We start from the raw sequence: 25,385 nt of genomic DNA, 5'->3' as shown, positions 1-25,385 counted from the left end.
ATCCATTCACAAATCAGTCTGTCATCCTAGCACAAGTTACCGACGTAATGAGTCCGCTCCCAGTTGAGACTTTTTCAGGTAGAGATGTTGACTCATCGGATGAGCATTTTTTACCGTTTGCATGCATAATTGAAAAACGAAAATGAATTCCATAAAAATAACTGAGAGGCTGATTTATGGCGTTACCTATTCCGATTAAACGGGGAAAGAAACCCAAGGCAGCCGCACAATCAACACCTGCGGCAACCGGTCAGGTTCAATCATTAACTCGCGGACTTAAATTACTGGAATATATTTCCGAAGCTCAAGGCAGTGTTGCTCTGACTGATTTAGCGCAACAGGCGGGTTTACCAAACTCTACCACTCATCGCCTGTTGACCACGATGCAACAGCAAGGTTTTGTTCGCCAAGTGGGGGATTTAGGTCTTTGGACGATGGGCGCTCACGCCTTTATTGTTGGCAGCAGCTTTTTGCAAAGCCGCAATCTGCTGGCTATGGTTCACCCGATGTTACGTCGCTTAATGGATGAATCTGGCGAAACGGTCAATTTAGCCGTACTTGACCACAGTGATTATCAAGCCATTATTATTGACCAGGTACAATGTACTGCACTGATGCGTATGTCTGCACCGATTGGCGGCAAGTTGCCGATGCATGCTTCTGGCGCGGGTAAAGCCTTCCTCTCTACTTTGTCAGACGAGCAGTTAGTGCAACTTTTACATAAAAAGGGGCTGCATGCTTATACCCAGCACACCCGCACTAACCCCGCCAGCTTGAAAGAGAATCTGGCGTTGATCCGCAAGCAAGGCTACTCATTCGACGATGAAGAACATGCCCTCGGTCTGCGTTGTATTGCCGCGTGTTTATTCGATGAGCATCACGAAGCCTTTGCAGCGATCTCCATCTCCGGCCCGGTTTCGCGTATTACCGACGATCGTGTCACTGAACTGGGTGCGCTAGTTATTCATGCAGCGAAAGAAATTACGCAATCTTATGGTGGTGGCAATCGTAATTAGTTGAGTCATAGGGGTTCAAGGGGCAGCGGATTTTGAGATGCTTGAGCACAGCCTAAGCCCAAAATCCGCCTGCGCAGTCGCCATCAACCAATCACCCTCTGAGAGAAACGCTGCTTACGCCGATAGGCGAAAACATCCTCCACATGCCCGTTCCGGATACGCTGCTGCAAACCCCGCCAATAACTGGCATGGAAAAGATCACTGTGCATCTCTTCAAAAAAATGTCGGACCTTTCGGTCGCTGCATAAGAAATGCCGGAACTCTTCCGGGAAGACATCATTAGGGGAAACGCTATACCACGGCTCGCTGGCCATCTCATCTTCCGGATAGCGCGGAGGGGGGATGTCGCGGAAATTTACCTCAGTCATATAACAAATCTCGTCGTAATCGTAGAACACCACACGCCCATGCCGGGTCACGCCGAAATTCTTAAATAACATGTCACCTGGGAAAATATTGGCCGCGGCTAATTGCTTAATGGCATTGCCGTACTCCTCAATGGCATCTTTCAGTTGCTGATCATCTGCCTGCTCCATGTAGAGGTTTAGTGGTGTCATCCTCCGTTCTATATACAGGTGCTTAATGATGATTTGATCACCTAAATCTTCCAATTTTTCAGGTACTTCCTGTTGTAACTCCATCAACAGTTCAGGGCTAATACGGTGCTTATCAATGACAAAATTCTCATATTCTTGAGTATCCGCCATCCGACCGACGCGGTCGTGCTCTTTAACTAATTGATAGCATTCTAAAACCCGCGCCTGACTAACCTCTTTTTGCGGTGCAAATTGGTCCTTAATCACCTTAAAAACACGATCAAATGACGGCAAAGTAAACACCAGCATCACCATGCCTTTGACGCCCGGCGCAATAATAAATTGTTCGCTAGATTGATGAACAAAGGTTAGGTATTCTCGATAACTTTCCGTTTTACCGTGTTTCTGGCAACCAATTGCCATGTACAACTCAGCGGTCGATTTACCCGGTAAAATCTCCCGCAACCACTCGACCATCGCCGCTGGCAGGGGGGCATAAACCATAAAATAAGAGCGGGCAAAGCCGAATACGATGCTGGCCTCGGCCTTGCTGGTAAGGCAGGTATCAATAAATAGCGCATCGGATTCATTATGATGAATAGGCAATAAGAATGGATAGACTTCCTCCGCCAACCTCAGCTTCCCTACTAGCCAAGCCGCTTTGTTGCGATAAAACAGCTCATTTGCAATTTGAAACTGTGCATCCGCAAGTTGGCTATCGGTAAAGTTTTGCCGCAGTGCCGCCACAATATAATCAATATCGCGCGGGAGATTTTCCCAAGGTAAGCGCAGCGGTAAATCATTGAGCACCACCTGCAACATGCCACTCAGATTCCCTTTAGGGGAAAAATCACGTGCTAAGGGGCGTGGGATTTCGCGAAAACGCCGCTCAGGCTGAGAACTAAAGACAAACAATTTATCGGGTGTTAAATCACGATGTTTAAACAGCCGACAATAAACCGAGTTAAAAAAGCTTTCGGCGATTTCAAAGCGCGGATAATCCGGTAACAATCCGGTATAAATTTCTTTCACTCGCGCTAAGAACGCCACATCAAAGCAACGCTGATCTGTGATGTGCTGGAGTTGCTCAACCACCAAACCGACATGGTGATCATAGAGATGAATACGCTTTTTCATCGCCTGCTGAACAGCTTGCCAGTCTGCCTGTTCAAAGCGATGTTGAGCACCAGCAGTGACCTCTAGAAAGCGGCCATATTGCGCATCGAATCCCTGCAAAATTGTCTGAGCGATTAATTGTTCCAGCTTTCCCACCATGCTGCCCCCCAACCATACGGAACAGAGCCTGCATAAGCAGGCTCTTGATAACTTGATATTTTTACTCAGTCAGCAGACTAAAACTGCTGTTCTTCCGTCGAGCCAGTCAACGCGGTGACAGATGACTCACCGCCCTGAATGATATTGGTCACTTTATCAAAGTAGCCAGTTCCCACTTCTTGCTGATGGGAGGCAAAAGTATAGCCGCGCTCAACAGAGGCAAACTCTGGTTGCTGTACTTTCTCAACATAGTGCTTCATGCCCTCGCCCTGTGCATAAGCATGGGCTAGATCGAACATGTTGAACCACATGCTATGGATGCCAGCCAGTGTAATAAACTGGTATTTGTAGCCCATCTTTGACAGCTCATCCTGGAAACTGGCGATTTGCGCATCGCTGAGATTTTTTTTCCAGTTGAACGATGGCGAACAGTTGTAGGCCAATAATTTCCCGGGGAATTTTTCGTGAATCGCATCAGCGAAACGCTTGGCCAAAGTCAGGTCTGGCGTAGAGGTTTCGCACCACACCAAATCCGCATAAGGGGCATAAGCCAGACCTCGGCTGATGGCTTGCTCAATGCCGGCATGAGTGCGGAAAAAACCTTCCGCAGTGCGCTCGCCAGTGATGAATTCGCTATCATAAGGGTCACAATCGGAGGTCAGCAAATCAGCAGCATCTGCATCAGTACGGGCAATCAGCAACGTTGGTACTCCCAGAACGTCAGCAGCTAAACGAGCGGCAACCAGCTTTTGAATCGCTTCTTGGGTTGGAACCAATACTTTACCGCCCATGTGACCGCATTTCTTCACGGCGGCCAACTGGTCTTCAAAGTGCACACCAGCAGCCCCTGCCTCGATCATGGCCTTCATCAATTCAAACGCATTTAACACCCCACCAAAACCGGCTTCAGCATCCGCTACAATTGGCAGGAAATAGTCGGTGTAGCCTTTGCTACCCGGCTCAATATTATTTGACCACTGAATCTGATCTGCACGACGGAAACTGTTATTAATGCGTTTAACCACCGCAGGAACGGAGTCGACCGGGTACAGAGACTGATCCGGGTACATGCTTGACGCCGTATTGGCATCTGCCGCTACCTGCCAGCCCGACAGATAGATAGCCTCAACTCCGGCTTTCGCCTGCTGCAATGCCTGCCCCCCCGTTAAAGCCCCCAGACAGTTGATATAGCCTTTACGCGATTCGCCGTGCAGCAACGCCCATAATCTTTTAGCCCCGTGCTGCGCCAATGTGCATTCCGGATTAACAGAACCGCGTAATTTGATCACTTCTTCTGCACTATAGGGACGAGTAATCCCCTCCCAACGCGGTGATTTCCATTCTTGTTCTAACTGCTGAATTTGTTGAGTACGAGAGGTCGTCATGGCGATATTCCTTGTTATTCAATTTTGTAGGGTTTAATAGGGTGTCGACTCAGGCCAGTAATGCGTAGCCTGGTAACGTCAGGAAGTCGATAAGCTCGTCTTGTGTTGTAATACGCTCCATCAAGCGAGCCGCTTCTTCAAACCGCCCACCATCAAAGCGCTCTGCGCCAAGTTCAAGCTTCACTACCTGCATTTCTTCACTCAACATGCTGCGGAACAGTTCTTTCGTCACCGTCTGACCATTGCTCAGGCTTTTCTGGTGATGTATCCATTGCCAAATCGAAGTACGGGAAATCTCTGCCGTCGCGGCATCTTCCATCAAGCCGTAAATCGGTACACAACCATTACCTGATATCCAAGCCTCAATGTATTGCACGGCAACCCGGATATTGGCTCGCATTCCTTCTTCGGTACGCTCGCCGGTGCAAGGTTCCAGTAACTCAGCGGCAGTAATAGGTTTGTCCTGCTCACGAGTCACTTCTAATTGATTAGGTCGGTCGCCCAAAACCTTGTTAAAGACCGCCATCACGGTATCCGCCAAACCTGGGTGAGCAACCCATGTGCCATCATGACCATTGCTGGCTTCTAACTCTTTGTCAGCACGAACTTTGTCGAGTACTTGTGCATTTTGGACTGGGTCTTTATTGGGAATAAATGCAGCCATGCCACCCATCGCCAAAGCGCCGCGCTTGTGACAGGTTTTGATCAGTAAGCGAGAATAGGCACTCAGGAATGGCTTCGTCATGGTGACTGACTGGCGATCGGGTAGGACACGATCCCCATGGTTTTTCAATGTCTTGATATAGCTGAAGATATAGTCCCAACGGCCACAATTCAGACCAACAATATGATGGCGCAGGTGGTACAGAATTTCGTCCATCTGGAATACTGCAGGCAAGGTTTCGATTAACACAGTGGCTTTAATGGTGCCTTGTGGCAAATCGAAACGCTGCTCGGTAAAACTGAACACGTCACTCCACCAAGCGGCCTCCTGATAAGACTGCATTTTTGGTAAATAGAAATAGGGGCCGCTGCCATTGGCAAGTAATTGCTTATAGTTATGATAGAAATACAAAGCGAAATCGAACAAGCCGCCGGGGATCGCCTCTCCCTGCCATTTCACGTGTTTTTCTGGTAAATGCAGACCACGAACCCGCGCTATCAATACCGCTGGATTCGGTTTCAACTGATAAATTTTACCGGACTCATTGGTATATGAAATCGTGCCTTTGACCGCGTCATGCAGATTAATCTGGCCATCAATCACTTTATCCCAGCTAGGTGCCAGTGAATCCTCAAAATCTGCCATGAAGACTTTTACATTGGCATTGAGCGCGTTAATGACCATTTTGCGCTCAACAGGCCCAGTAATCTCGACTCGACGATCGCGTAAATCTGCCGGAATCCCCTGAATTCTCCAATCGCCTTCACGAATGGAATTGGTTTCCGAAATAAAATTAGGCAATGCACCTTGATCAATAGCCTGCTGCCAGGATGCACGCGCAGCAAGGAGTTCGCCACGCGACTCTGCAAATTTCGCCACTAATTCCGTAAGGAATTCGATAGCTTCATCTGGCAAAACCTGTCGCTCTGCAGCAGTAAAATGCTGGGTGAAAACTAACTCCGTGCCGACTAACTGTTGTGTCATTGTCCTTCCCCTTCCCAATCTCACGACTTTCACATCAACGCTAATGTAGCGTCACTCTTGGATTCGTATCGGGTACTGCATTCCAACCGGAAATTGAAGGTCAGATTTTACGGTCACTTTTCACCCCGACAGGACTAAGAATAATCAATTAATTATTAAAATCAAAAACGATTTCCATTTTTAGTTAAAATAATTTTTTAATCTTTATTTATCATATTGTTAACATTGATGGGTGATTTTGATAGATAGGAATCGGCTTCCATTATCTTTATTTTTTCAAGGTAACCTATTGTTTAATAAAGAGATCAGACCAGTTCAATTGACAAATAATGGGGTATCTAAGAGGAAAAAATAGATAGGCGGCCTCGATTCAGCCGCCTTTATTAACATTTGAAGGGAGAAAAATCAGTCGAGCGTTGGGTTCATGTGGCGCAAATCAAATGGCGTGATTTGGTAAACATAATAGTTCAACCAGTTGGCAAACAGCAGATGCCCATGGCTTCGCCAGGATGCTTTTGGTGGTAAAGAAGCATCATCATTTGGAAAGTAATTAAGAGGAACTTGTGGATTAAGACCGGCCGCCAGATCACGCTGATATTCTCCCGCCAGAGTGTCGACATCATATTCAGGGTGGCCTGTCACAAAGGCTACACGCTTATCTTTACTGGCAAACAGGTAGGCTCCCGCTTCTTCAGATGAAACCAAAATATCCAAATCGGTGTATTGCTCAAGCACCTCGATAGGGAAATCTGCATAACGAGAGTGGGGGGCCAAGAATGTTTCATCAAAGCCACGCGTCAATAGCGCCAGAGGCTTTTCTGTTTGGTGCTGATAAATACCAGAGAGTTTGGTCTCGCGCGTCATCTTGGGGATGCCATACAAGATATTTAAGGCTGCCTGTACCGCCCAGCATACAAATAAGGTTGAAGTGACGTGATCTTTGGCCCACGCGATAATACGTTCAATCTGTGGCCAATAGGCAACGTCACAGAAATCAACCAAGCCCAGCGGGGCTCCTGTCACAATCAATCCATCAAAATTTTGCTCTTGAATATCTTCAAAGTCGCAATAGAAGTTGTTCAGATGCTCAGCTGGCGTATTTTTTGACTCGCGGCTATCAATCCTTAGCAATTGGATATCAATCTGCAATGGTGAATTAGAGAGTAAACGTAGGAATTGATTTTCCGTCTCAATTTTTTTAGGCATTAGATTCAAAACCAACACCTTCAGGGGCCGAATTTCCTGAGTTTTCGCACGTGATGAGGTCATAACAAAAACATTCTCATTACGTAAGAAACTCACTGCTGGTAACTCATCAGGAACCCGAATCGGCATGCCTATATCCTCAATATATCCATTTATACGTTTAGACTTCTAGATGCCCGAAGATAGCGGTTTTTTGGTAAAAAGTCGAGCGATCTGCAACAACCTGAAAATGTTTCATTGTTGAAATTTTGGCATATACCGTATAGAAAGTAGTCGCTATTGATTTTTATACAGTAAAAATACAAAAACCCTCTGTGAAGACACAGAGGGTTTGTCAGAGATTCAATCTCATTTTACTGAATCGTTGAAAAGCAAAAACCCCACGCTTTTGGCATGGGGTCTTTACTTGATTTGATACCTGGCAGTGTCCTACTCTCGCATGGGGAGACCCCACACTACCATCGGCGCTACGGCGTTTCACTTCTGAGTTCGGCATGGGGTCAGGTGGGACCACCGCGCTATTGCCGCCAGGTAAATTCTTTTCTACAACTACCGAACTTTAACCCATGTAACTGGTGCTGATACCCAGAGTCGAACTGGGGACCTCACCCTTACCAAGGGTGCGCTCTACCAACTGAGCCATATCAGCCACGCTAAATTTGATGCCTGGCAGTGTCCTACTCTCGCATGGGGAGACCCCACACTACCATCGGCGCTACGGCGTTTCACTTCTGAGTTCGGCATGGGATCAGGTGGGACCACCGCGCTATGGCCGCCAGGCAAATTCTGTTTTCATCAACTCGCTACACAATCACTCTCATGCAGCCAGCCAATTCAATCTGTAAACTTCGCTGAAAATCTCTCAAACACAAAACACCTTCGGTGTTGTAAGGTTAAGCCTCACGGATCATTAGTACTGGTTAGCTCAATGCATCGCTGCACTTACACACCCAGCCTATCAACGTCATAGTCTTTAACGTTCCTTCAGGGGGCTTAAAGCCCCAGGGAAGACTCATCTCGAGGCAAGTTTCCCGCTTAGATGCTTTCAGCGGTTATCTCTTCCGAATTTAGCTACCGGGCAGTGCCATTGGCATGACAACCCGAACACCAGTGATTCGTCCACTCCGGTCCTCTCGTACTAGGAGCAGCCCCTCTCAATCTTCCAACGCCCACGGCAGATAGGGACCGAACTGTCTCACGACGTTCTAAACCCAGCTCGCGTACCACTTTAAATGGCGAACAGCCATACCCTTGGGACCTACTTCAGCCCCAGGATGTGATGAGCCGACATCGAGGTGCCAAACACCGCCGTCGATATGAACTCTTGGGCGGTATCAGCCTGTTATCCCCGGAGTACCTTTTATCCGTTGAGCGATGGCCCTTCCATTCAGAACCACCGGATCACTAAGACCTACTTTCGTACCTGCTCGAGCCGTCACTCTCGCAGTCAAGCTAGCTTATGCCTTTGCACTAACCTCACGATGTCCGACCGTGATTAGCTAACCTTCGTGCTCCTCCGTTACTCTTTGGGAGGAGACCGCCCCAGTCAAACTACCCACCAGACACTGTCCTCACCCCAGATTATGGGGCCGAGTTAGAACATCAAACATTAAAGGGTGGTATTTCAAGGTTGGCTCCACGCAGACTGGCGTCCACGCTTCGATGCCTCCCACCTATCCTACACATCAAGGCTCAATGTTCAGTGTCAAGCTATAGTAAAGGTTCACGGGGTCTTTCCGTCTTGCCGCGGGTACACTGCATCTTCACAGCGAGTTCAATTTCACTGAGTCTCGGGTGGAGACAGCCTGGCCATCATTACGCCATTCGTGCAGGTCGGAACTTACCCGACAAGGAATTTCGCTACCTTAGGACCGTTATAGTTACGGCCGCCGTTTACTGGGGCTTCGATCAAGAGCTTCGCCTTGCGGCTGACCCCATCAATTAACCTTCCAGCACCGGGCAGGCGTCACACCGTATACGTCCACTTTCGTGTTTGCACAGTGCTGTGTTTTTATTAAACAGTTGCAGCCAGCTGGTATCTGCGACTGGCTTCGGCTACGAGAGCAAGTCTCTTCACCTAATGCCAGCGTGCCTTCTCCCGAAGTTACGGCACCATTTTGCCTAGTTCCTTCACCCGAGTTCTCTCAAGCGCCTGAGTATTCTCTACCTGACCACCTGTGTCGGTTTGGGGTACGATTTAATGTTACCTGATGCTTAGAGGCTTTTCCTGGAAGCTTGGCATCAACTACTTCTGCACCGTAGTGCATCGTCATCACACCTCAGCGTTGATAAGCAACCGGATTTGACCTGGTCACTCCGCCTACATGCTTAAACCGGGACAACCGTCGCCCGGCTAGCCTAGCCTTCTCCGTCCCCCCTTCGCAGTAACACCAAGTACAGGAATATTAACCTGTTTCCCATCGACTACGCTTTTCAGCCTCGCCTTAGGGGTCGACTCACCCTGCCCCGATTAACGTTGGACAGGAACCCTTGGTCTTCCGGCGTGCGGGCTTTTCACCCGCATTATCGTTACTTATGTCAGCATTCGCACTTCTGATACCTCCAGCAAACCTCACAGTTCACCTTCAACGGCTTACAGAACGCTCCCCTACCCAACAACACCTAAGTGTCGCTGCCGCAGCTTCGGTGCATGGTTTAGCCCCGTTACATCTTCCGCGCAGGCCGACTCGACCAGTGAGCTATTACGCTTTCTTTAAATGATGGCTGCTTCTAAGCCAACATCCTGGCTGTCTATGCCTTCCCACATCGTTTCCCACTTAACCATGACTTTGGGACCTTAGCTGGCGGTCTGGGTTGTTTCCCTCTTCACGACGGACGTTAGCACCCGCCGTGTGTCTCCCGTGATAACATTCTTCGGTATTCGGAGTTTGCATCGGTTTGGTAAGCCGGGGTGGCCCCCTAGCCGAAACAGTGCTCTACCCCCGAAGATGAGTTCACGAGGCGCTACCTAAATAGCTTTCGGGGAGAACCAGCTATCTCCCGGTTTGATTGGCCTTTCACCCCCAGCCACAAGTCATCCGCTAATTTTTCAACATTAGTCGGTTCGGTCCTCCAGTTAGTGTTACCCAACCTTCAACCTGCCCATGGCTAGATCACCGGGTTTCGGGTCTATACCTTGCAACTAGACGCCCAGTTAAGACTCGGTTTCCCTACGGCTCCCCTATTCGGTTAACCTTGCTACAAAATATAAGTCGCTGACCCATTATACAAAAGGTACGCAGTCACACCACGAAGGTGCTCCCACTGCTTGTACGTACACGGTTTCAGGTTCTATTTCACTCCCCTCGCCGGGGTTCTTTTCGCCTTTCCCTCACGGTACTGGTTCACTATCGGTCAGTCAGGAGTATTTAGCCTTGGAGGATGGTCCCCCCATATTCAGACAGGATGTCACGTGTCCCGCCCTACTCATCGAGTTCACAGCAAGTGTATTTTTGTGTACGGGACTATCACCCTGTACCGTGCGACTTTCCAGACGCTTCCACTAACACACAAACTGATTCAGACTCTGGGCTCCTCCCCGTTCGCTCGCCGCTACTGGGGGAATCTCGGTTGATTTCTTTTCCTCGGGGTACTTAGATGTTTCAGTTCCCCCGGTTCGCCTCGTTAGACTATGTATTCATCTAACGATAGTGCAACGAATTGCACTGGGTTTCCCCATTCGGGTATCGTCGGTTGTAACGCTTCATATCAGCTTACCGACGCTTTTCGCAGATTAGCACGCCCTTCATCGCCTCTGACTGCCTAGGCATCCACCGTGTACGCTTAGTCGCTTAACCTCACAACCCGAAGGTGTCTTTCGACCACTTGCGTTGTGATTATTTGAGAGACTCTAATACAGGTTACTTATTATCTCAGTACATCTACGGAGAGATAATGTTCAGCTGTATTGTTTCAATTTTCAGCTTGTTCCAGATTGTTAAAGAGCAATATTTCACAACCCACTGTGTCTTGCGACCTCAGTGCGTTTTGAAATAGTTTTTTTATATGGTGGAGCTAAGCGGGATCGAACCGCTGACCTCCTGCGTGCAAGGCAGGCGCTCTCCCAGCTGAGCTATAGCCCCATATAAAAAGCAAAATCACCTTATTGCTACAACTCAACAGGGAATGGTGAGTTGGTGGGTCTGAGTGGACTTGAACCACCGACCTCACCCTTATCAGGGGTGCGCTCTAACCACCTGAGCTACAGACCCAACAAGGTACTAAAGCCCGACCAATTTCTCAGTCCGGCTTTATTTGCTCGTTACTTTCTATCAGACAATCTGTGTGGACACTGCGCAATGCGTATCGTTAGGTAAGGAGGTGATCCAACCGCAGGTTCCCCTACGGTTACCTTGTTACGACTTCACCCCAGTCATGAATCACAAAGTGGTAAGCGCCCTCCCGAAGGTTAAGCTACCTACTTCTTTTGCAACCCACTCCCATGGTGTGACGGGCGGTGTGTACAAGGCCCGGGAACGTATTCACCGTAGCATTCTGATCTACGATTACTAGCGATTCCGACTTCATGGAGTCGAGTTGCAGACTCCAATCCGGACTACGACAGACTTTATGTGGTCCGCTTGCTCTCGCGAGTTCGCTTCACTTTGTATCTGCCATTGTAGCACGTGTGTAGCCCTACTCGTAAGGGCCATGATGACTTGACGTCATCCCCACCTTCCTCCGGTTTATCACCGGCAGTCTCCTTTGAGTTCCCACCATTACGTGCTGGCAACAAAGGATAAGGGTTGCGCTCGTTGCGGGACTTAACCCAACATTTCACAACACGAGCTGACGACAGCCATGCAGCACCTGTCTCACAGTTCCCGAAGGCACCTAAGCATCTCTGCTCAGTTCTGTGGATGTCAAGAGTAGGTAAGGTTCTTCGCGTTGCATCGAATTAAACCACATGCTCCACCGCTTGTGCGGGCCCCCGTCAATTCATTTGAGTTTTAACCTTGCGGCCGTACTCCCCAGGCGGTCGACTTAACGCGTTAGCTCCGGAAGCCACGCCTCAAGGGCACAACCTCCAAGTCGACATCGTTTACAGCGTGGACTACCAGGGTATCTAATCCTGTTTGCTCCCCACGCTTTCGCACCTGAGCGTCAGTCTTTGTCCAGGGGGCCGCCTTCGCCACCGGTATTCCTCCAGATCTCTACGCATTTCACCGCTACACCTGGAATTCTACCCCCCTCTACAAGACTCTAGCTTGCCAGTTTCAAATGCAGTTCCCAAGTTAAGCTCGGGGATTTCACATCTGACTTAACAAACCGCCTGCGTGCGCTTTACGCCCAGTAATTCCGATTAACGCTTGCACCCTCCGTATTACCGCGGCTGCTGGCACGGAGTTAGCCGGTGCTTCTTCTGCGAGTAACGTCAATCACTTCACGTATTAAGTGAAATGCCTTCCTCCTCGCTGAAAGTGCTTTACAACCCGAAGGCCTTCTTCACACACGCGGCATGGCTGCATCAGGCTTGCGCCCATTGTGCAATATTCCCCACTGCTGCCTCCCGTAGGAGTCTGGACCGTGTCTCAGTTCCAGTGTGGCTGGTCATCCTCTCAGACCAGCTAGGGATCGTCGCCTAGGTGAGCCATTACCCCACCTACTAGCTAATCCCATCTGGGCACATCCGATGGCGTGAGGCCCGAAGGTCCCCCACTTTGCTCTTTCGAGGTCATGCGGTATTAGCTACCGTTTCCAGTAGTTATCCCCCTCCATCAGGCAGTTTCCCAGACATTACTCACCCGTCCGCCGCTCGCCGGCAAAGTAGCAAGCTACTTTCCGCTGCCGCTCGACTTGCATGTGTTAGGCCTGCCGCCAGCGTTCAATCTGAGCCATGATCAAACTCTTCAATTTAAGATTTGTTTGATTTGCTACCCTTTCCTTAATGAAAAGCAAAGAGAGCGATGCTCAAAGATTACTTTCTGCAAATATGCATTCGAACCGAAGTTCAAATGTTTACTGCTTTGGTCACTCTTCAAGACTTTGATATTTCTTCTGCCTGCCGAAACAGGCTTCGATATCGTCTTGCGAGTGCCCACACAGATTGTCTGATAAATTGTTAAAGAGCAGTGCGTTAGCAACCCGTGGTTGGTAACGCGAGGTGCGCATATTACGCTTTCCTCATTCAGAGTCAACTACTAATTTCGTTGAATTTCTCTGTTCTCTTTGCCGGTCACTTAACTACTTGATTCGTTGTGTGCCGTCTCGATGGATGCGCATTATAGGGAGTCGAATTTTTTGCACAACTCTTTTTTCGCCTTTTTCTACTGTTTGAATACTTTTCACTCCTTACGTGCAGATCTTGGTCGATCCGCCGCATTTTCGCTGCGATCCCGCTGTCCCATTGGTTGTAATTCCATCAACAAAGGCTAGTATTGCCGGTAAAGTACTTTCATATAAAGAGGCTATTACTATGTCCGATGCCATTCGCCCCTATCTTCATCATCTACCTAAGCTAGGTGAGCGTGTCATGGTCGATAGATCCAGTGTGATCATTGGTAAGGTGACTTTGGGTGATGATGTCAGTGTCTGGCCATTAGTTACCATTCGTGGTGATGTTCATGAGGTCGTCATTGGTGCCCGCTCAAATATTCAAGATGGCAGTGTGTTACACGTTACCCATCAGTCTGAATACAATCCTGAAGGATATCCGCTGATTATTGGAGAAGATGTGACTGTAGGGCATAAAGTCATGCTGCACGGCTGCACTATCGGTAACCGGGTATTAGTAGGAATGGGCTCCATCATATTAGATGGGGCTGTAGTAGAAGATGAGGTGATGATTGGTGCTGGTAGCTTGGTTTCTCCAGGGAAACGTTTAGTCAGTGGTCACCTCTATATGGGCAGCCCTGCCAGACAAGCCCGCCCTTTAACACCGGCAGAAGTGGAAGGTCTGCGTTATTCCGCAGATAACTATGTGCGTTGGAAAGATGACTATCTAGCAGGAACTAAATAGATCGGAATATCTGCTGCAGGGAATAGCCCATTGCTCTCCCTGCCTCTGTATTGCTGACTGCAGACCTAAATTAAATGTCTATCTACCCAGTTCATCACGAAGTTGATTGAGTACTGGTGTAATTTCAGGCATCACACCATGCCAAAGCTGGAAAGCATGCGCCGCCTGCCCCACCAGCATTCCTAAACCATCGGTACAGTTAGTCACTCCCCACTGCTTACACCAGACTAAAAATGGCGTGGTGTCAGCTTGATAGAACATATCGTAACAGCGGACTTGTGGGTTAATGATATCGGTAGGTAAGTTTGGCACCTCACCATGTATACCCGAAGCAGTGGCGTTGATGATTAAATCAAATTGCTGCCCGCTTAGATTCTGCATTTCGACCGCATCAATCTCGCCCAAATGATGGAATACCTCTGCAACTTGTTGCGCTCGTGCATAAGTCCGATTAGTGATAACAACTTTGCACCCATATGAGAGCAGAGGGAGGATAACACCATGGGCGGCCCCACCAGCCCCCACTAATAAGATACGATCAGTGGTTTGGATCAAATGCTGTTGTTGAAGGTCACTGAGTAAACCAATGCCATCGGTATTGTCACCTAGCAAACGCCCGTCTTCTAATCGCTTGATAGTATTGACTGCACCAGCTAGCGACGCACGCTCCGTTAACTCATCACACTGAGCATAGGCGCGTTCTTTAAACGGGGTAGTAATATTCGCCCCTTTCGCCCCATCAGCAAAAAAAGACGTTAATGTTTGCTCGAAGGTTTCATAAGGGGCCAATACCATTCCGTATTGGTGCTCAATGCCCGTTTGCGCGGCAAAAAGCGTATGGATCCTCGGCGATTTACTGTGCCCAATCGGGTTACCAAACACTGCGAACTTCTGAGACATGCTTTTCTACCCTTGACGAAATTGCTTACCGGTTAAAGCATCTCTGATTTCAGATGGATTCAAACGCCCACCAACCTGACCAACAAGCACTGGTAATGAGGGACCAAATTGTATTCTGATCTCCTCTATCGTGCGGCAAGGCTCTTGTCCGCTTAAATTGGCGCTGGTTGAAACCAGTGGTTTACCATATTGCATGCAGAGTTGCTGTACCAGCGGGTGGTCGCTCACTCTGACTGCCAGCGAACCAAAACTGCCTGTTAGCCAGCTCGGCGTTTCCGGGCGAGCGGGAATAACCCAAGTTACTGGCCCAGGCCAGCAGGAGAAAATAGTGGCTCGCTGCTCATCACTCAGCGCAGAATCATCCACATAAGGTTTCAACTGCTCATAGTTGGCAGCAATAAGGATTAGCCCTTTCTGCCATGGACGCTGTTTTAATGCCAATAGAGCATTCACTGCTTTTTCACTATCAGGGTCACAACCTAAACCAAAAACGGCTTCAGTCGGATAGGCGATAACCTCTTCTTGCTGCAATGCCCGCAATACATCGGAGAAAACCGCATTCTTCTCTTGTCTACTTACGCTGTTATTACTCACTGACCACTGCCTTCCCACATAACTTGCTGGCGCAAAAACGTTTTACGCCTTGTGCTGTTCTCTTTTCCATTAACAATGGATAGTGGCAATAAGCACACTCTCCGGCAATGGGTTGCTGATTAATCGTAAACTGGCAATCAGGATAACGATTGCAGGCATGGAAGATCTTTCCAAACCGGGATTTACGTTGTAGTAATTTTCCTTGCCCACATTGTGGACAATCAATGGATGTCTCATCGGGTTTATCAATCACTTCAGTATGATCACATTGCGGATATTGGCTACAGCCAATAAACATACCAAAGCGCCCTTGCCGCAACACCATTTCTGAGCCGCATTTAGGACAATGCTGCCCTTCCAGAACTTTCACGATATGACCATCTGATTGCGCTTTTAATGGGCGCATATACTGGCAATCGGGGTAATGTGAACAACCAAGGAATGGGCCATGACCGCCGCTGCGAATGACTAACGCCGATCCACATTCCGGACACGACCCATTATCCTTGGCAGTAACTGTTTTTGTCATAACGCCTTCTATATAAAGTTATTAGCCCGTGATACTACCACTTAGTGCAAATAACCTTCATTGACTTCAAAAAGTAGCTCTTCCATCTGTTGATAAGCGCTTTCATAACCCGGTATGTTAAACAGCACCATCAGCACAACCCATTTGAGATCCTCCAGATCAATCTCATTGGAGTCCAGCGCCATAATACGATCGATAACCATCTCACGCGTATCAAGGTGCAATACCTGAATTTATTCAAGAAATAGGATAAAACCACGGCAAGTGGCATCCAGACGTTGGGACTCTTCCGCAGTATAGATGCGCAATGCCTGCGGATCAGCAGCATAGAGATAAGGTGCTTTCTGCCCTTCTTGTAGGTCAGCAAGAGCCTCCAACCAATTCAGGGCGTTGTTGATATCCTCACGATAGAAACCTGCTTCAGCAAGATCGTCAGTAATTTTGTCTTGATCGACAAGCATTTCCGACTCGTTATGCATATAAGTTTCAAATAAGTAAATTAGAACGTCGAACATGGCCTGCCCTCCTTAATCGGACATAGCCGCCGGGTACAGCTGCGATCCACCCTGCTAACTCCAGCTCGAGCAATTTGCTAACGATATCTGGCACAGGTTGGCCGGCGCGTTCGGCGACGACATCAACGGGTGTCACCTCATCTCCTACGTTAGCCAACACATCGACAAATGGCAATTCAACTTGCCCCTCGGATGAAGAAATAATTTCTTTCTCAGGTAATGGTATCCATTGTAACGAACCGCTCACTTGTTCAGCGACCTCACGAGCAGACCTTGCAAGGTAAGCGCCTTGCTGGATTAACCAGTGAACACCTTCACTGGTGGCGCTGCCCAATGGCCCCGGTAAAGCAAAAACATCGCGACCTTGTTCCATTGCATAACGGGCGGTTATCAGTGAACCGCTTTTCAGCGTCGCTTCCACCACCAATACAGCCGAGCTTAACCCACTGATAATGCGATTTCTTCTGGGGAAATGGGCTGCAATAGGTAACGCTGTTGTCAGAAACTCGGATACTAAGACACCCCCTTGAGACTCAATTTCACAGGCTAAATGACGATGACGCCGTGGGTATATATTCTCCAAACCACTCCCCAATACTGCAATGGTTTTTCCTTTCGTATCCAGAGCCGCTTGATGACATATTCCATCGATCCCAACAGCCAAGCCGCTGGTGATAACTAACCCCATCAATGCCAGCTCTGAAGCAAAGTGTCGCCCCCACTGCTCGCCATAATGGCTAAAGTGACGGCTCCCAACCATGGCTATTTGTGGATGATAAAGGGCATCAAGCTCGCCAGAGGCAAAAATCACTAATGGCGCCGCAGAAATATGCATTAAGCGAGGAGGATAATCTGGCTCACCGTAAGCCAGTAGATGATGAGAGGAATGATCCAGCCACCGGAGTGTCGCCTCAATATAATGAGGGTCAGCTTGAAAGAATTGCTGACATTGCTGTGAATCCAACCCATAGGCAGCCAACCTGCTGGGATGAATATCGCCATGGGCAAGTAAGCGCCTGGTCAATGTGCTAGCTTTTGTTACTCTAAGCCCCTTGATCTTGCTCATCCTGAGCCATATTTCTGCTACTAACATATCGCCTCCCTGGCTGACTTTCTTTACTAGCACCGATTTGTTCAATTGGTAGCCGATGCTGTCAATCAGGGCCGGAAATGTCTACAATAGAGATTGAATATCATTCACTACTCGGACGCAGATCTAGATATTTATGTCAGTATTACAAGTATTACATTACCCAGATGAGCGGCTGCGCAAAATTGCTGCGCCGGTAAAAGAAGTCAATGGCGAAATCCAGCGTATCGTGGACGACATGTTTGACACCATGTACGCAGAGGAAGGTATTGGTCTTGCTGCAACACAAGTGGATGTTCACCTGCAAATTATCGTCATTGATGTTTCGGAAAATCGTGACCAGCGTTTGGTGTTAATTAACCCAGAACTGTTGGAAAAAAGCGGCGAAACCGGCATTGAAGAGGGTTGTCTCTCGATTCCTGAGCAACGTGCATTAGTTCCTCGGGCTGAAAAAGTAAAAATCAGAGCGCTGGACCGAGAAGGTAAGTCGTTCGAACTAGAAGCCGATGATTTATTAGCAATTTGTATCCAGCATGAAATGGATCACTTGGTGGGTAAACTGTTTGTGGACTATTTGTCTCCATTGAAACGCCAGCGTATCCGTCAAAAGCTGGAGAAAATGGCCAAATTGAATGCTCGTGCCAACTAACTTCTTCTAATGCAGGAAACTAACGTGTCTGATTCTTTGCGGATTATTTTTGCCGGAACGCCTGACTTTGCAGCGCGCCATTTAGGCGCGCTGTTGTCTTCTCAACATCAAATTGTGGGTGTTTTCACTCAACCTGACCGTCCAGCGGGACGAGGTAATAAACTCACCCCCAGCCCGGTTAAGGTACTCGCAGAGCAGCACGATATTCCAGTGTTTCAGCCAAAATCATTGCGACCGGAAGAAAACCAACATTTAGTTGCTGACCTTAAGGCCGATATCATGGTGGTGGTTGCCTATGGCTTGATTCTCCCAGCGTCAGTCTTGGCAATGCCTCGACTCGGCTGCATTAATGTTCATGGTTCTTTGTTACCGCGCTGGCGTGGTGCTGCACCTATCCAACGGGCATTATGGGCCGGAGATACCAAAACCGGTATCACTATCATGCAGATGGATGTTGGGTTAGATACCGGTGATATGTTGCATAAAATTGAGTGCGACATTCAGCCAGAAGATACCAGTGCAACTCTGTACGATAAATTGGCACAGCTGGGTCCTCAGGGATTGTTGGTCACGCTGCAACAATTAACAGAAGGCCGTGCCCAGCCTGAAGTACAAGATGAAGCACAAGTGACCTATGCAGAAAAACTCAGTAAAGAGGAAGCCAAACTAGATTGGTCACTTTCTGCAGTTCAGCTAGAACGTTGTATTCGTGCATTCAATCCTTGGCCAGTCAGCTATTTTGTTGTCGATGAACAGCCTGTCAAAGTTTGGCAAGCACAAGTGCTTGCTGCGGTTGATAATGTGGTGCCTGGGACTATCGTCCATGCGGACAAATATGGTATTCAAGTTGCCACTGCAGAGGGCGTCTTGAATATCACCCAACTGCAACCCGCCGGGAAAAAAGCCATGTCAGCCGCAGACTTATTAAATTCACGACGCGAATGGTTTACTCCGGGTAGCCAACTAGCATAATAGCTCAGTTCTCTCTGATAAATTTCATTGCCCGATACTTCATCATCGGGCCATTTTCCCTTTATTTGCTGACGTTTGTCGGCTTTTTTGGTTATGAAAAACACATATAATCTCCGCAGCATCGCTGCTAAAGCAATTAGCCAGGTATTGGATCAGGGGCAATCACTCAGTACTGTCTTACCTGCGCTACATAAAAATATTTCTGATAAAGACCGCGCATTGCTGCAGGAGTTGTGTTTTGGCACGTTGCGCGTCCTGCCACAACTCGAGTGGTGTATCCAGCAGCTAATGGCGCGCCCGATGACCGGGAAACAGCGTGTTTTTCATTACCTGATTATGGTTGGACTTTATCAGCTCATATACACACGTATTCCCCCGCATGCCGCTCTAGCGGAGACAGTCGAAGGTGCAACTGCACTGAAGCGCCCACAATTAAAAGGGTTAATCAACGGTGTGCTACGCCAGTTCCAACGCCAACAAGTGGAATTACTGGAAAGAGCCGCAAATAACGATAGCCGTTACCTACATCCAAGTTGGTTGTTAGCACGCATTAAGCAAGCCTATCCAGACCAATGGCAACAGATTCTAGATGCAAATAACCAGAAACCACCAATGTGGTTGCGAGTTAGTCGACTACACCATTCGCGCGATGAATATCTAGACCTCTTAAAACAAGCCAGTATTGACGCCTTGCCACATGAAACTTATCCCGATGCAGTCCGCCTTATCACACCTTGCGCAGTTAATGACCTACCCGGTTTTGAACTTGGCTGGGTAACCGTGCAAGATGCATCAGCACAGGGTTGTGTTGATCTGCTTGATCCGCAGAATGGTGAGCAGATCCTTGATCTCTGTGCAGCTCCTGGGGGGAAAACAACGCATATTCTGGAAGCAGCACCCAAAGCCCATGTATTGGCCGTTGATATTGATGAACAGCGTCTTAGTCGGGTCAAAGAAAACTTACAGCGTCTGAAATTAAATGCCATTGTACGAGTCGGTGATGGGCGAACCCCAGATGCATGGTGTGGTGATCAACAATTTGATCGAATACTGCTAGATGCACCTTGTTCCGCAACGGGCGTTATTCGCCGTCACCCTGATATTAAATGGCTACGTCGGGACAGTGACATTGCCGAGTTAGCCCAATTGCAATTTGAGATTATTGAAGCTATCTGGCCTAAACTGAAAAAAGGTGGCGTAATGGTTTATGCTACCTGCTCTATATTGCCCGAAGAGAATCAGCAACAAATTGCCGCATTCCTGCAACGGCATAGTGAAGCTGAGTTGGTTGAAACAGGCTCGGCTTCAGCTCCTGGTAGACAAAACCTGCCACATCCTGAAGATGGTGATGGTTTCTTTTATGCAAAGTTGATCAAAAGATAGTCGTGGCCTTGGCTGCCTCAAATCTAATTTCAGTGTGAAATAGAGAACGCTATGAAAATAATTATTCTTGGGGCGGGGCAAGTTGGCGGAACCCTGGCAGAAAACTTGGTGGGTGAGAACAACGATATCACCGTCGTCGATGTTGATTCTGGCCGGTTACGTCAGTTGCAAGATAAATTTGACCTACGAGTGGTACAAGGGCACGGCTCACATCCTCGTGTTTTACGCGAAGCCGGCGCAGAAGATGCTGATATGTTGGTGGCAGTCACTAACTCTGACGAAACTAATATGGTTGCCTGCCAAATTGCATACTCACTCTTTAATACCCCAAATCGTATCGCGCGTATCCGTTCAGCTGAATATATCCGTGAAGCAGATAAACTCTTCCTACCGGAAGCCGTGCCTATTGACCATTTAATATCACCGGAACAGCTAGTTATCGATTACATCTATAAACTAATCGAATATCCGGGGGCTTTGCAGGTGGTCAACTTTGCCGAGGGAAAAGTGAGTATTGCCGCGGTCAAAGCCTATTATGGCGGGCCACTAGTGGGGAATGCATTATCATCGTTGCGCGAGCATATGCCGCACATTGATACCCGTGTAGCCGCGATATTCCGTCAAGATAGGCCGATTCGCCCACAAGGTTCAACGATCATTGAAGCGGGTGATGAAGTCTTCTTTGTTGCCGCTTCACAACATATCCGAGCTGTAATGAGTGAATTACAGCGTCTGGAAAAACCTTACAAACGTATCATGATTGTTGGCGGTGGCAATGTCGGCGCAGGTTTAGCTTTACGATTAGAAAAAGATTACAGCGTAAAATTAATTGAACGCGACCAGCAAAGAGCCGCTGAATTAGCTGAAATGCTACATGATACTATCGTATTTTATGGCGATGCCTCAGACCAAGAGTTGCTCGCAGAAGAACATATTGAACAGGTTGATGTCTTTATTGCCATTACCAATGATGATGAAGCTAATATCATGTCGGCTATGCTGGCGAAGCGCATGGGTGCCAAAAAGGCGATGGTATTAATACAGCGCAGCGCTTATGTCGATCTGGTTCAAGGAAGTGTGATTGATATTGTTATATCGCCACAGCAAGCCACGATTTCTGCACTGCTAGGTCATGTACGCAAAGCCGATATTGTCAGTGTTTCCTCATTAAGACGTGGTGTAGCAGAAGCGATAGAAGCCATCGCTCATGGTGATGAAAGTACATCCAAAGTTGTAGGCAGAATGGTAGAAGATATCAAACTTCCTCCCGGCACGACTATCGGCGCAATTGTGCGTGGTGACGAAGTTATTATCGCTAATGGTAATTCAATCATTAAACAAGGCGACCATGTGGTGATGTTTATAACCCACAAGAAATTTGTTCCCGATGTAGAGCGCTTGTTCCAACCAAGCCCATTCTTCTTATAACTAACAAAAATTAAATTAGCTCACTAGAGTTATCAATTAAAACTATTCCCATAGGGAATATTAAAAATTCTCCTATAATTCTGGTTGTGTCGGGTTTTATTTGGCTAAGATTAAGTAGTTCATTTTTAAATGGAGTGTGGGTTATGAGTTTTATGAAGGAATTTCGTGAATTTGCCATGCGTGGCAATGTTGTCGACTTAGCTGTCGGGGTTATTATTGGTGCTGCGTTCGGCAGAATAGTTTCTTCACTTGTCGCCGATATCATCATGCCGCCACTGGGCCTATTGCTAGGTGGAGTCGATTTCAAACAATTCCATTTCGTATTACGAGCAGCCGAAGGAACCATACCTGCGGTAGTAATGAATTACGGTACATTTATTCAGAGTATTTTTGACTTCGTCATTGTGGCACTGGCTATTTTCTCTGCAGTTAAACTGATGAACAAATTGCGTCGTGAAAAAGCAGAAGAGCCTGCAGCACCGCCAGCGCCTACGACAGAAGAAAAATTACTCGCAGAAATTCGTGATTTGCTAAAAGCACAGCAATCTAAATAATTTCAATATTGCAAACGTTGAAAGCCATCAAATTGATGGCTTTTTTATTGCTCTAAAACCAGAAGGCCAGTGGTAAACAATCATCAAATTTTTTACCACTGGCCTCCCAGCTACCGCCTTTTACATGTTTTTCTTTGCGCTGGTAACTTCCTTTACCTTTAATATTCTTCTCAATACGTTGTCTGAAAAGTGGGTCATGAAGTAGAGCTTCCAGCGCATTATCTTTAATTTTTCCTTTGGTATGCCGATACGTCGTCATAATATTGCCTCATTCGTAAACTTATTGATTAAAAATCCCGCGAATAATACTGCTTGTATGAACTGATTGAAACTCTCTATTTAAAAAATTTAGTCTGTTGATAACTCTTCAGCCGCCCCCTGCTCTAGAGCTTCTAAAATAGAGCAATAGGTTGTGGCATGCTCACTCCCACAGCACGCACTACTCAAGCGTTTTAAGGAGTCACGCATCCTTTTCAACTCAGTAATCTTACTCTCCACATCATGCAGCCGAGAGTCTACAATCGCTTTTGATTCCTGACATGTGTGATGTTCAGGATCCACGCGGATCGACAATAACTCAGCGATTGTTTCTAATGTAAATCCGAGTTGCTTCGCATAACGGATGAATCTTAAACGTTGTAAATCTTGATCATTATACAATCGATACCCCCCCTCCGTCCGTTTGCCATGATCCATCATCCCTTGCTTTTCGTAATAACGAATAGTGTCTGGCGTAACATCAGCGAGTTTCGCAAGCTGCCCAATCTTTAGCATTTAGTCACTCCCTTTAGACAACTTTTTTGCTACTTTCTGCTGGTACTCTTTACGCAAAAAGTCGGTGTTAAGCCCTGCTTGCCTCAATCTTAATTCCAACAAAGCCAGACGCTTATGTAAATTGGCATAATCATCATGCTGCTTATCGAGTTGCGATAATAAGTCCGTAATAGTGAGAGCTTCCTGTCTATCTTGCAATTCAGGAGGAAGATAGCCCGCGTTTTTTAGCAAACGATACCCAACCCTTAATTCAGTAGGGACAAAGGTATCATCGTCAAGGAAGAGTGGTTTACCATTTCCTGGCAAGTTATCAAGTTCACCCTTCTCTTGAGCTTTAATAATATGCCTTTCGGCCCATTCATCAATTAATCCCATATCACACTCAAAAGACCAGAATTCTTAAAATGGATGATAGTTAAGATTAATAGATTGGTAGATAAATAATAAGAGGACAGAGAGAAGATAGGGAGAATAGAAACTTATCCTACTGAATTTTGGACGTAAAAAAACCGGGCAAGCCCGGTTTTTTTACGCGTTTACAGATTACTCTGCAGCAACTACTTCTGCTTGCGATGCAGCACGATCAACTAACTCGATGTAAGCCATCGGTGCGTTGTCGCCTGCACGGAAGCCACACTTCAGAATGCGAGTGTAACCACCGGCGCGGCTCGCGAAACGCGGGCCTAGCTCGTTAAACAGTTTTGCCACGATCTCGTTATCACGAGTACGGGCGAATGCCAGACGACGATTAGCTACGCTGTCGGTCTTGGCAAGAGTAATCAGCGGCTCAACAACGCGACGCAGCTCTTTCGCTTTCGGCAGGGTCGTCTTGATTATCTCATGACGAACCAAAGAGCCGGCCATGTTACGGAACATAGCCTGGCGATGGCTGCTGTTACGGTTCAGTTGACGACCACTCTTACGATGGCGCATGACCTTATCCTTCTCAGTAAAACCTTAACCTGTGATCCGGTTACTCGTTGTCAGCAATGCTAGCTGGCGGCCAATTTTCTAGGCGCATGCCTAAAGAAAGACCACGTGATGCAAGCACGTCTTTAATCTCAGTAAGAGATTTTTTACCCAAGTTCGGCGTTTTCAACAGCTCGACTTCAGTACGCTGTACCAGATCACCGATGTAGTGGATAGCTTCTGCCTTGAGGCAGTTAGCAGAGCGGACAGTCAATTCCAGATCGTCAACAGGGCGCAGCAGGATCGGATCAAACTCTGGCTTCTCTTCTTTAACTTCCGGCTGACGTACATCACGTAGGTCAACGAAAGCTTCAAGCTGTTCAGCCAAGATAGTTGCCGCACGGCGGATCGCCTCTTCAGGATCGATCGTACCATTGGTTTCCATCTCGATAACCAACTTGTCCAGGTCGGTACGCTGTTCTACACGCGCTGCTTCAACATTGTAGGCAATACGCTCTACAGGGCTATAGCATGCGTCTACTAACAGACGACCAATCGGGCGCTCATCTTCTTCCGAATGAATTCGGGCAGAAGCCGGCACATAACCACGACCACGTTGAACTTTGATACGCATGCTAATAGATGCGTTTTCATCGGTCAGGTGGCAGATAACGTGCTGCGGCTTGACGATTTCGACATCACCATCATGGGTGATATCGGCTGCAGTCACAGGGCCAATGCCAGACTTATTCAGGGTAAGAATAACTTCATCTTTACCCTGAACTCTCACCGCCAGCCCTTTCAGGTTGAGCAGGATCTCCAGGATATCTTCCTGTACGCCTTCTTTGGTGCTGTACTCATGCAGTACACCATCAATCTCAACCTCGGTCACCGCGCAACCCGGCATAGATGAAAGCAGAATACGGCGCAGTGCGTTGCCGAGAGTATGGCCAAAGCCACGCTCTAACGGCTCAAGGGTCACCTTGGCGTGCGTCGAACTGACTTGCTCGATATCTACCAGGCGCGGTTTTAGAAACTCTGTCACAGAACCCTGCATTGTGTCC

At 47.7% G+C, this 25,385-nt stretch carries 21 protein-coding genes, 3 tRNA genes, 4 rRNA genes and 1 pseudogene; 7 read left to right on the top strand and 22 right to left on the bottom strand.

Annotated features, from left to right (window positions below; genetic code table 11):
• The first annotated feature begins 176 nt into the window (after positions 1-176).
• A complete protein-coding gene (gene iclR / locus ACIOG0_RS01415; protein WP_050101719.1) occupies positions 177-1,016 on the top strand; it encodes a glyoxylate bypass operon transcriptional repressor IclR in 840 nt (279 codons plus the stop codon).
• A gap of 83 nt (positions 1,017-1,099) precedes the next feature.
• On the opposite strand, the gene aceK is transcribed toward iclR, so the two are convergent.
• The 12 genes from aceK to ACIOG0_RS01355 form a co-directional block, all read right to left on the bottom strand.
• Positions 1,100-2,827 carry a bifunctional isocitrate dehydrogenase kinase/phosphatase gene (aceK, locus tag ACIOG0_RS01410; protein ID WP_050101720.1) on the bottom strand — a complete coding sequence of 576 codons (1,728 nt, stop codon included), beginning with the start codon at positions 2,825-2,827 and terminating at the stop codon, positions 1,100-1,102.
• 77 nt (positions 2,828-2,904) lie between these two features.
• Entirely contained in the window at positions 2,905-4,212 is a 1,308-nt protein-coding gene (aceA, locus tag ACIOG0_RS01405) for an isocitrate lyase (protein WP_050101721.1), read from the bottom strand.
• A gap of 49 nt (positions 4,213-4,261) precedes the next feature.
• Entirely contained in the window at positions 4,262-5,860 is a 1,599-nt protein-coding gene (aceB, locus tag ACIOG0_RS01400; protein WP_128451113.1) for a malate synthase A, read from the bottom strand.
• Positions 5,861-6,265: 405 nt separating this feature from the next.
• Positions 6,266-7,195, bottom strand: coding sequence for a homoserine O-succinyltransferase (gene metA / locus ACIOG0_RS01395; protein WP_050101723.1), 930 nt, complete (start codon positions 7,193-7,195; stop codon positions 6,266-6,268).
• Between the two features lie 287 nt (positions 7,196-7,482).
• A 5S ribosomal RNA gene (gene rrf / locus ACIOG0_RS01390) occupies positions 7,483-7,598 on the bottom strand.
• Positions 7,599-7,639: 41 nt separating this feature from the next.
• Positions 7,640-7,715 (bottom strand) — tRNA-Thr (locus ACIOG0_RS01385).
• Positions 7,716-7,730: 15 nt separating this feature from the next.
• Positions 7,731-7,846 (bottom strand): 5S ribosomal RNA (gene rrf / locus ACIOG0_RS01380).
• Between the two features lie 109 nt (positions 7,847-7,955).
• Positions 7,956-10,863, bottom strand: a 23S ribosomal RNA gene (locus ACIOG0_RS01375).
• Positions 10,864-11,072: 209 nt separating this feature from the next.
• Positions 11,073-11,148 (bottom strand) — tRNA-Ala (locus ACIOG0_RS01370).
• 52 nt (positions 11,149-11,200) lie between these two features.
• Positions 11,201-11,277, bottom strand: a tRNA-Ile gene (locus ACIOG0_RS01365).
• A 102-nt stretch (positions 11,278-11,379) separates the two neighbouring features.
• Positions 11,380-12,922 (bottom strand): 16S ribosomal RNA (locus ACIOG0_RS01360).
• Together the 16S, 23S and 5S rRNA genes with 3 tRNA genes alongside form the textbook arrangement of a ribosomal RNA operon.
• A 114-nt stretch (positions 12,923-13,036) precedes the next feature.
• Complete coding sequence (locus ACIOG0_RS01355) at positions 13,037-13,177, bottom strand: hypothetical protein (protein ID WP_162928760.1); 141 nt, start codon at positions 13,175-13,177, stop codon at positions 13,037-13,039.
• Positions 13,178-13,481: 304 nt separating this feature from the next.
• Between ACIOG0_RS01355 and ACIOG0_RS01350 the strand changes: the two genes are divergently transcribed.
• Entirely contained in the window at positions 13,482-14,024 is a 543-nt protein-coding gene (locus ACIOG0_RS01350; protein WP_128451408.1) for a gamma carbonic anhydrase family protein, read from the top strand.
• Between the two features lie 78 nt (positions 14,025-14,102).
• Here the strand turns inward: ACIOG0_RS01350 and aroE are convergent, their stop codons facing one another.
• The 5 genes and pseudogenes from aroE to dprA form a co-directional block, all read right to left on the bottom strand.
• Entirely contained in the window at positions 14,103-14,924 is an 822-nt protein-coding gene (aroE, locus tag ACIOG0_RS01345; RefSeq protein WP_050099611.1) for a shikimate dehydrogenase, read from the bottom strand.
• Between the two features lie 6 nt (positions 14,925-14,930).
• Complete coding sequence (gene tsaC, locus ACIOG0_RS01340; protein ID WP_128451410.1) at positions 14,931-15,518, bottom strand: L-threonylcarbamoyladenylate synthase type 1 TsaC; 588 nt, start codon at positions 15,516-15,518, stop codon at positions 14,931-14,933.
• Positions 15,511-16,047 (bottom strand): type I DNA topoisomerase, encoded by a 537-nt coding sequence (locus ACIOG0_RS01335; RefSeq protein ID WP_050099609.1) that lies wholly within the window; start codon positions 16,045-16,047, stop codon positions 15,511-15,513. Before ACIOG0_RS01335 ends, tsaC begins: the two co-directional genes overlap by 8 nt.
• 41 nt (positions 16,048-16,088) lie before the next feature.
• Positions 16,089-16,562 (bottom strand): annotated as a pseudogene (locus ACIOG0_RS01330) (DUF494 family protein).
• Positions 16,534-17,655 carry a DNA-protecting protein DprA gene (gene dprA / locus ACIOG0_RS01325; RefSeq protein ID WP_050099607.1) on the bottom strand — a complete coding sequence of 374 codons (1,122 nt, stop codon included), beginning with the start codon at positions 17,653-17,655 and terminating at the stop codon, positions 16,534-16,536. Before dprA ends, ACIOG0_RS01330 begins: the two are co-directional and overlap by 29 nt.
• Positions 17,656-17,788: 133 nt before the next feature.
• On the opposite strand from dprA, the gene def reads away from it, so the two are divergent.
• The 5 genes from def (at position 17,789) to mscL (ending at position 22,638) form a co-directional block, all read left to right on the top strand.
• A complete protein-coding gene (gene def, locus ACIOG0_RS01320; RefSeq protein WP_050099606.1) occupies positions 17,789-18,301 on the top strand; it encodes a peptide deformylase in 513 nt (170 codons plus the stop codon).
• Positions 18,302-18,325: 24 nt separating this feature from the next.
• Positions 18,326-19,273: a methionyl-tRNA formyltransferase gene (gene fmt, locus ACIOG0_RS01315; RefSeq protein WP_050099605.1), complete on the top strand. Its 948-nt coding sequence runs from the start codon at positions 18,326-18,328 to the stop codon at positions 19,271-19,273.
• 93 nt (positions 19,274-19,366) lie between these two features.
• Positions 19,367-20,656 carry a 16S rRNA (cytosine(967)-C(5))-methyltransferase RsmB gene (rsmB, locus tag ACIOG0_RS01310; protein ID WP_050099604.1) on the top strand — a complete coding sequence of 430 codons (1,290 nt, stop codon included), beginning with the start codon at positions 19,367-19,369 and terminating at the stop codon, positions 20,654-20,656.
• 51 nt (positions 20,657-20,707) lie between these two features.
• Entirely contained in the window at positions 20,708-22,084 is a 1,377-nt protein-coding gene (gene trkA, locus ACIOG0_RS01305; protein ID WP_050099603.1) for a Trk system potassium transporter TrkA, read from the top strand.
• 143 nt (positions 22,085-22,227) lie between these two features.
• A complete protein-coding gene (mscL, locus tag ACIOG0_RS01300) occupies positions 22,228-22,638 on the top strand; it encodes a large-conductance mechanosensitive channel protein MscL (protein WP_019213306.1) in 411 nt (136 codons plus the stop codon).
• Between the two features lie 52 nt (positions 22,639-22,690).
• On the opposite strand, the gene ACIOG0_RS01295 is transcribed toward mscL, so the two are convergent.
• The 5 genes from ACIOG0_RS01295 to ACIOG0_RS01275 form a co-directional block, all read right to left on the bottom strand.
• Positions 22,691-22,897, bottom strand: a complete 207-nt coding sequence (locus tag ACIOG0_RS01295) for an alternative ribosome-rescue factor A (protein WP_128451411.1) — start codon at positions 22,895-22,897, stop codon at positions 22,691-22,693.
• A gap of 89 nt (positions 22,898-22,986) precedes the next feature.
• A complete protein-coding gene (gene zntR, locus ACIOG0_RS01290; RefSeq protein ID WP_050099601.1) occupies positions 22,987-23,412 on the bottom strand; it encodes a Zn(2+)-responsive transcriptional regulator in 426 nt (141 codons plus the stop codon).
• Complete coding sequence (locus ACIOG0_RS01285) at positions 23,413-23,787, bottom strand: DUF1992 domain-containing protein (protein WP_050139991.1); 375 nt, start codon at positions 23,785-23,787, stop codon at positions 23,413-23,415.
• Positions 23,788-23,955: 168 nt separating this feature from the next.
• Positions 23,956-24,345 carry a 50S ribosomal protein L17 gene (rplQ, locus tag ACIOG0_RS01280; RefSeq protein WP_004391407.1) on the bottom strand — a complete coding sequence of 130 codons (390 nt, stop codon included), beginning with the start codon at positions 24,343-24,345 and terminating at the stop codon, positions 23,956-23,958.
• 40 nt (positions 24,346-24,385) lie between these two features.
• The gene (locus ACIOG0_RS01275; protein ID WP_004709232.1) at positions 24,386-25,378 is read right to left on the bottom strand and encodes a DNA-directed RNA polymerase subunit alpha; all 993 of its coding nucleotides are present in this window, start codon (positions 25,376-25,378) and stop codon (positions 24,386-24,388) included.
• Between the last annotated feature and the right edge of the window lie 7 nt (positions 25,379-25,385).

Origin of the sequence: Yersinia vastinensis, assembly GCF_044905075.1 — a bacterium.
In the GTDB taxonomy this organism is placed as follows: Bacteria; Pseudomonadota; Gammaproteobacteria; order Enterobacterales; family Enterobacteriaceae; genus Yersinia; species Yersinia vastinensis.
Note: the sequence above shows the minus strand (reverse complement) of the source record. Positions and strands in the feature narration are given on the sequence as shown.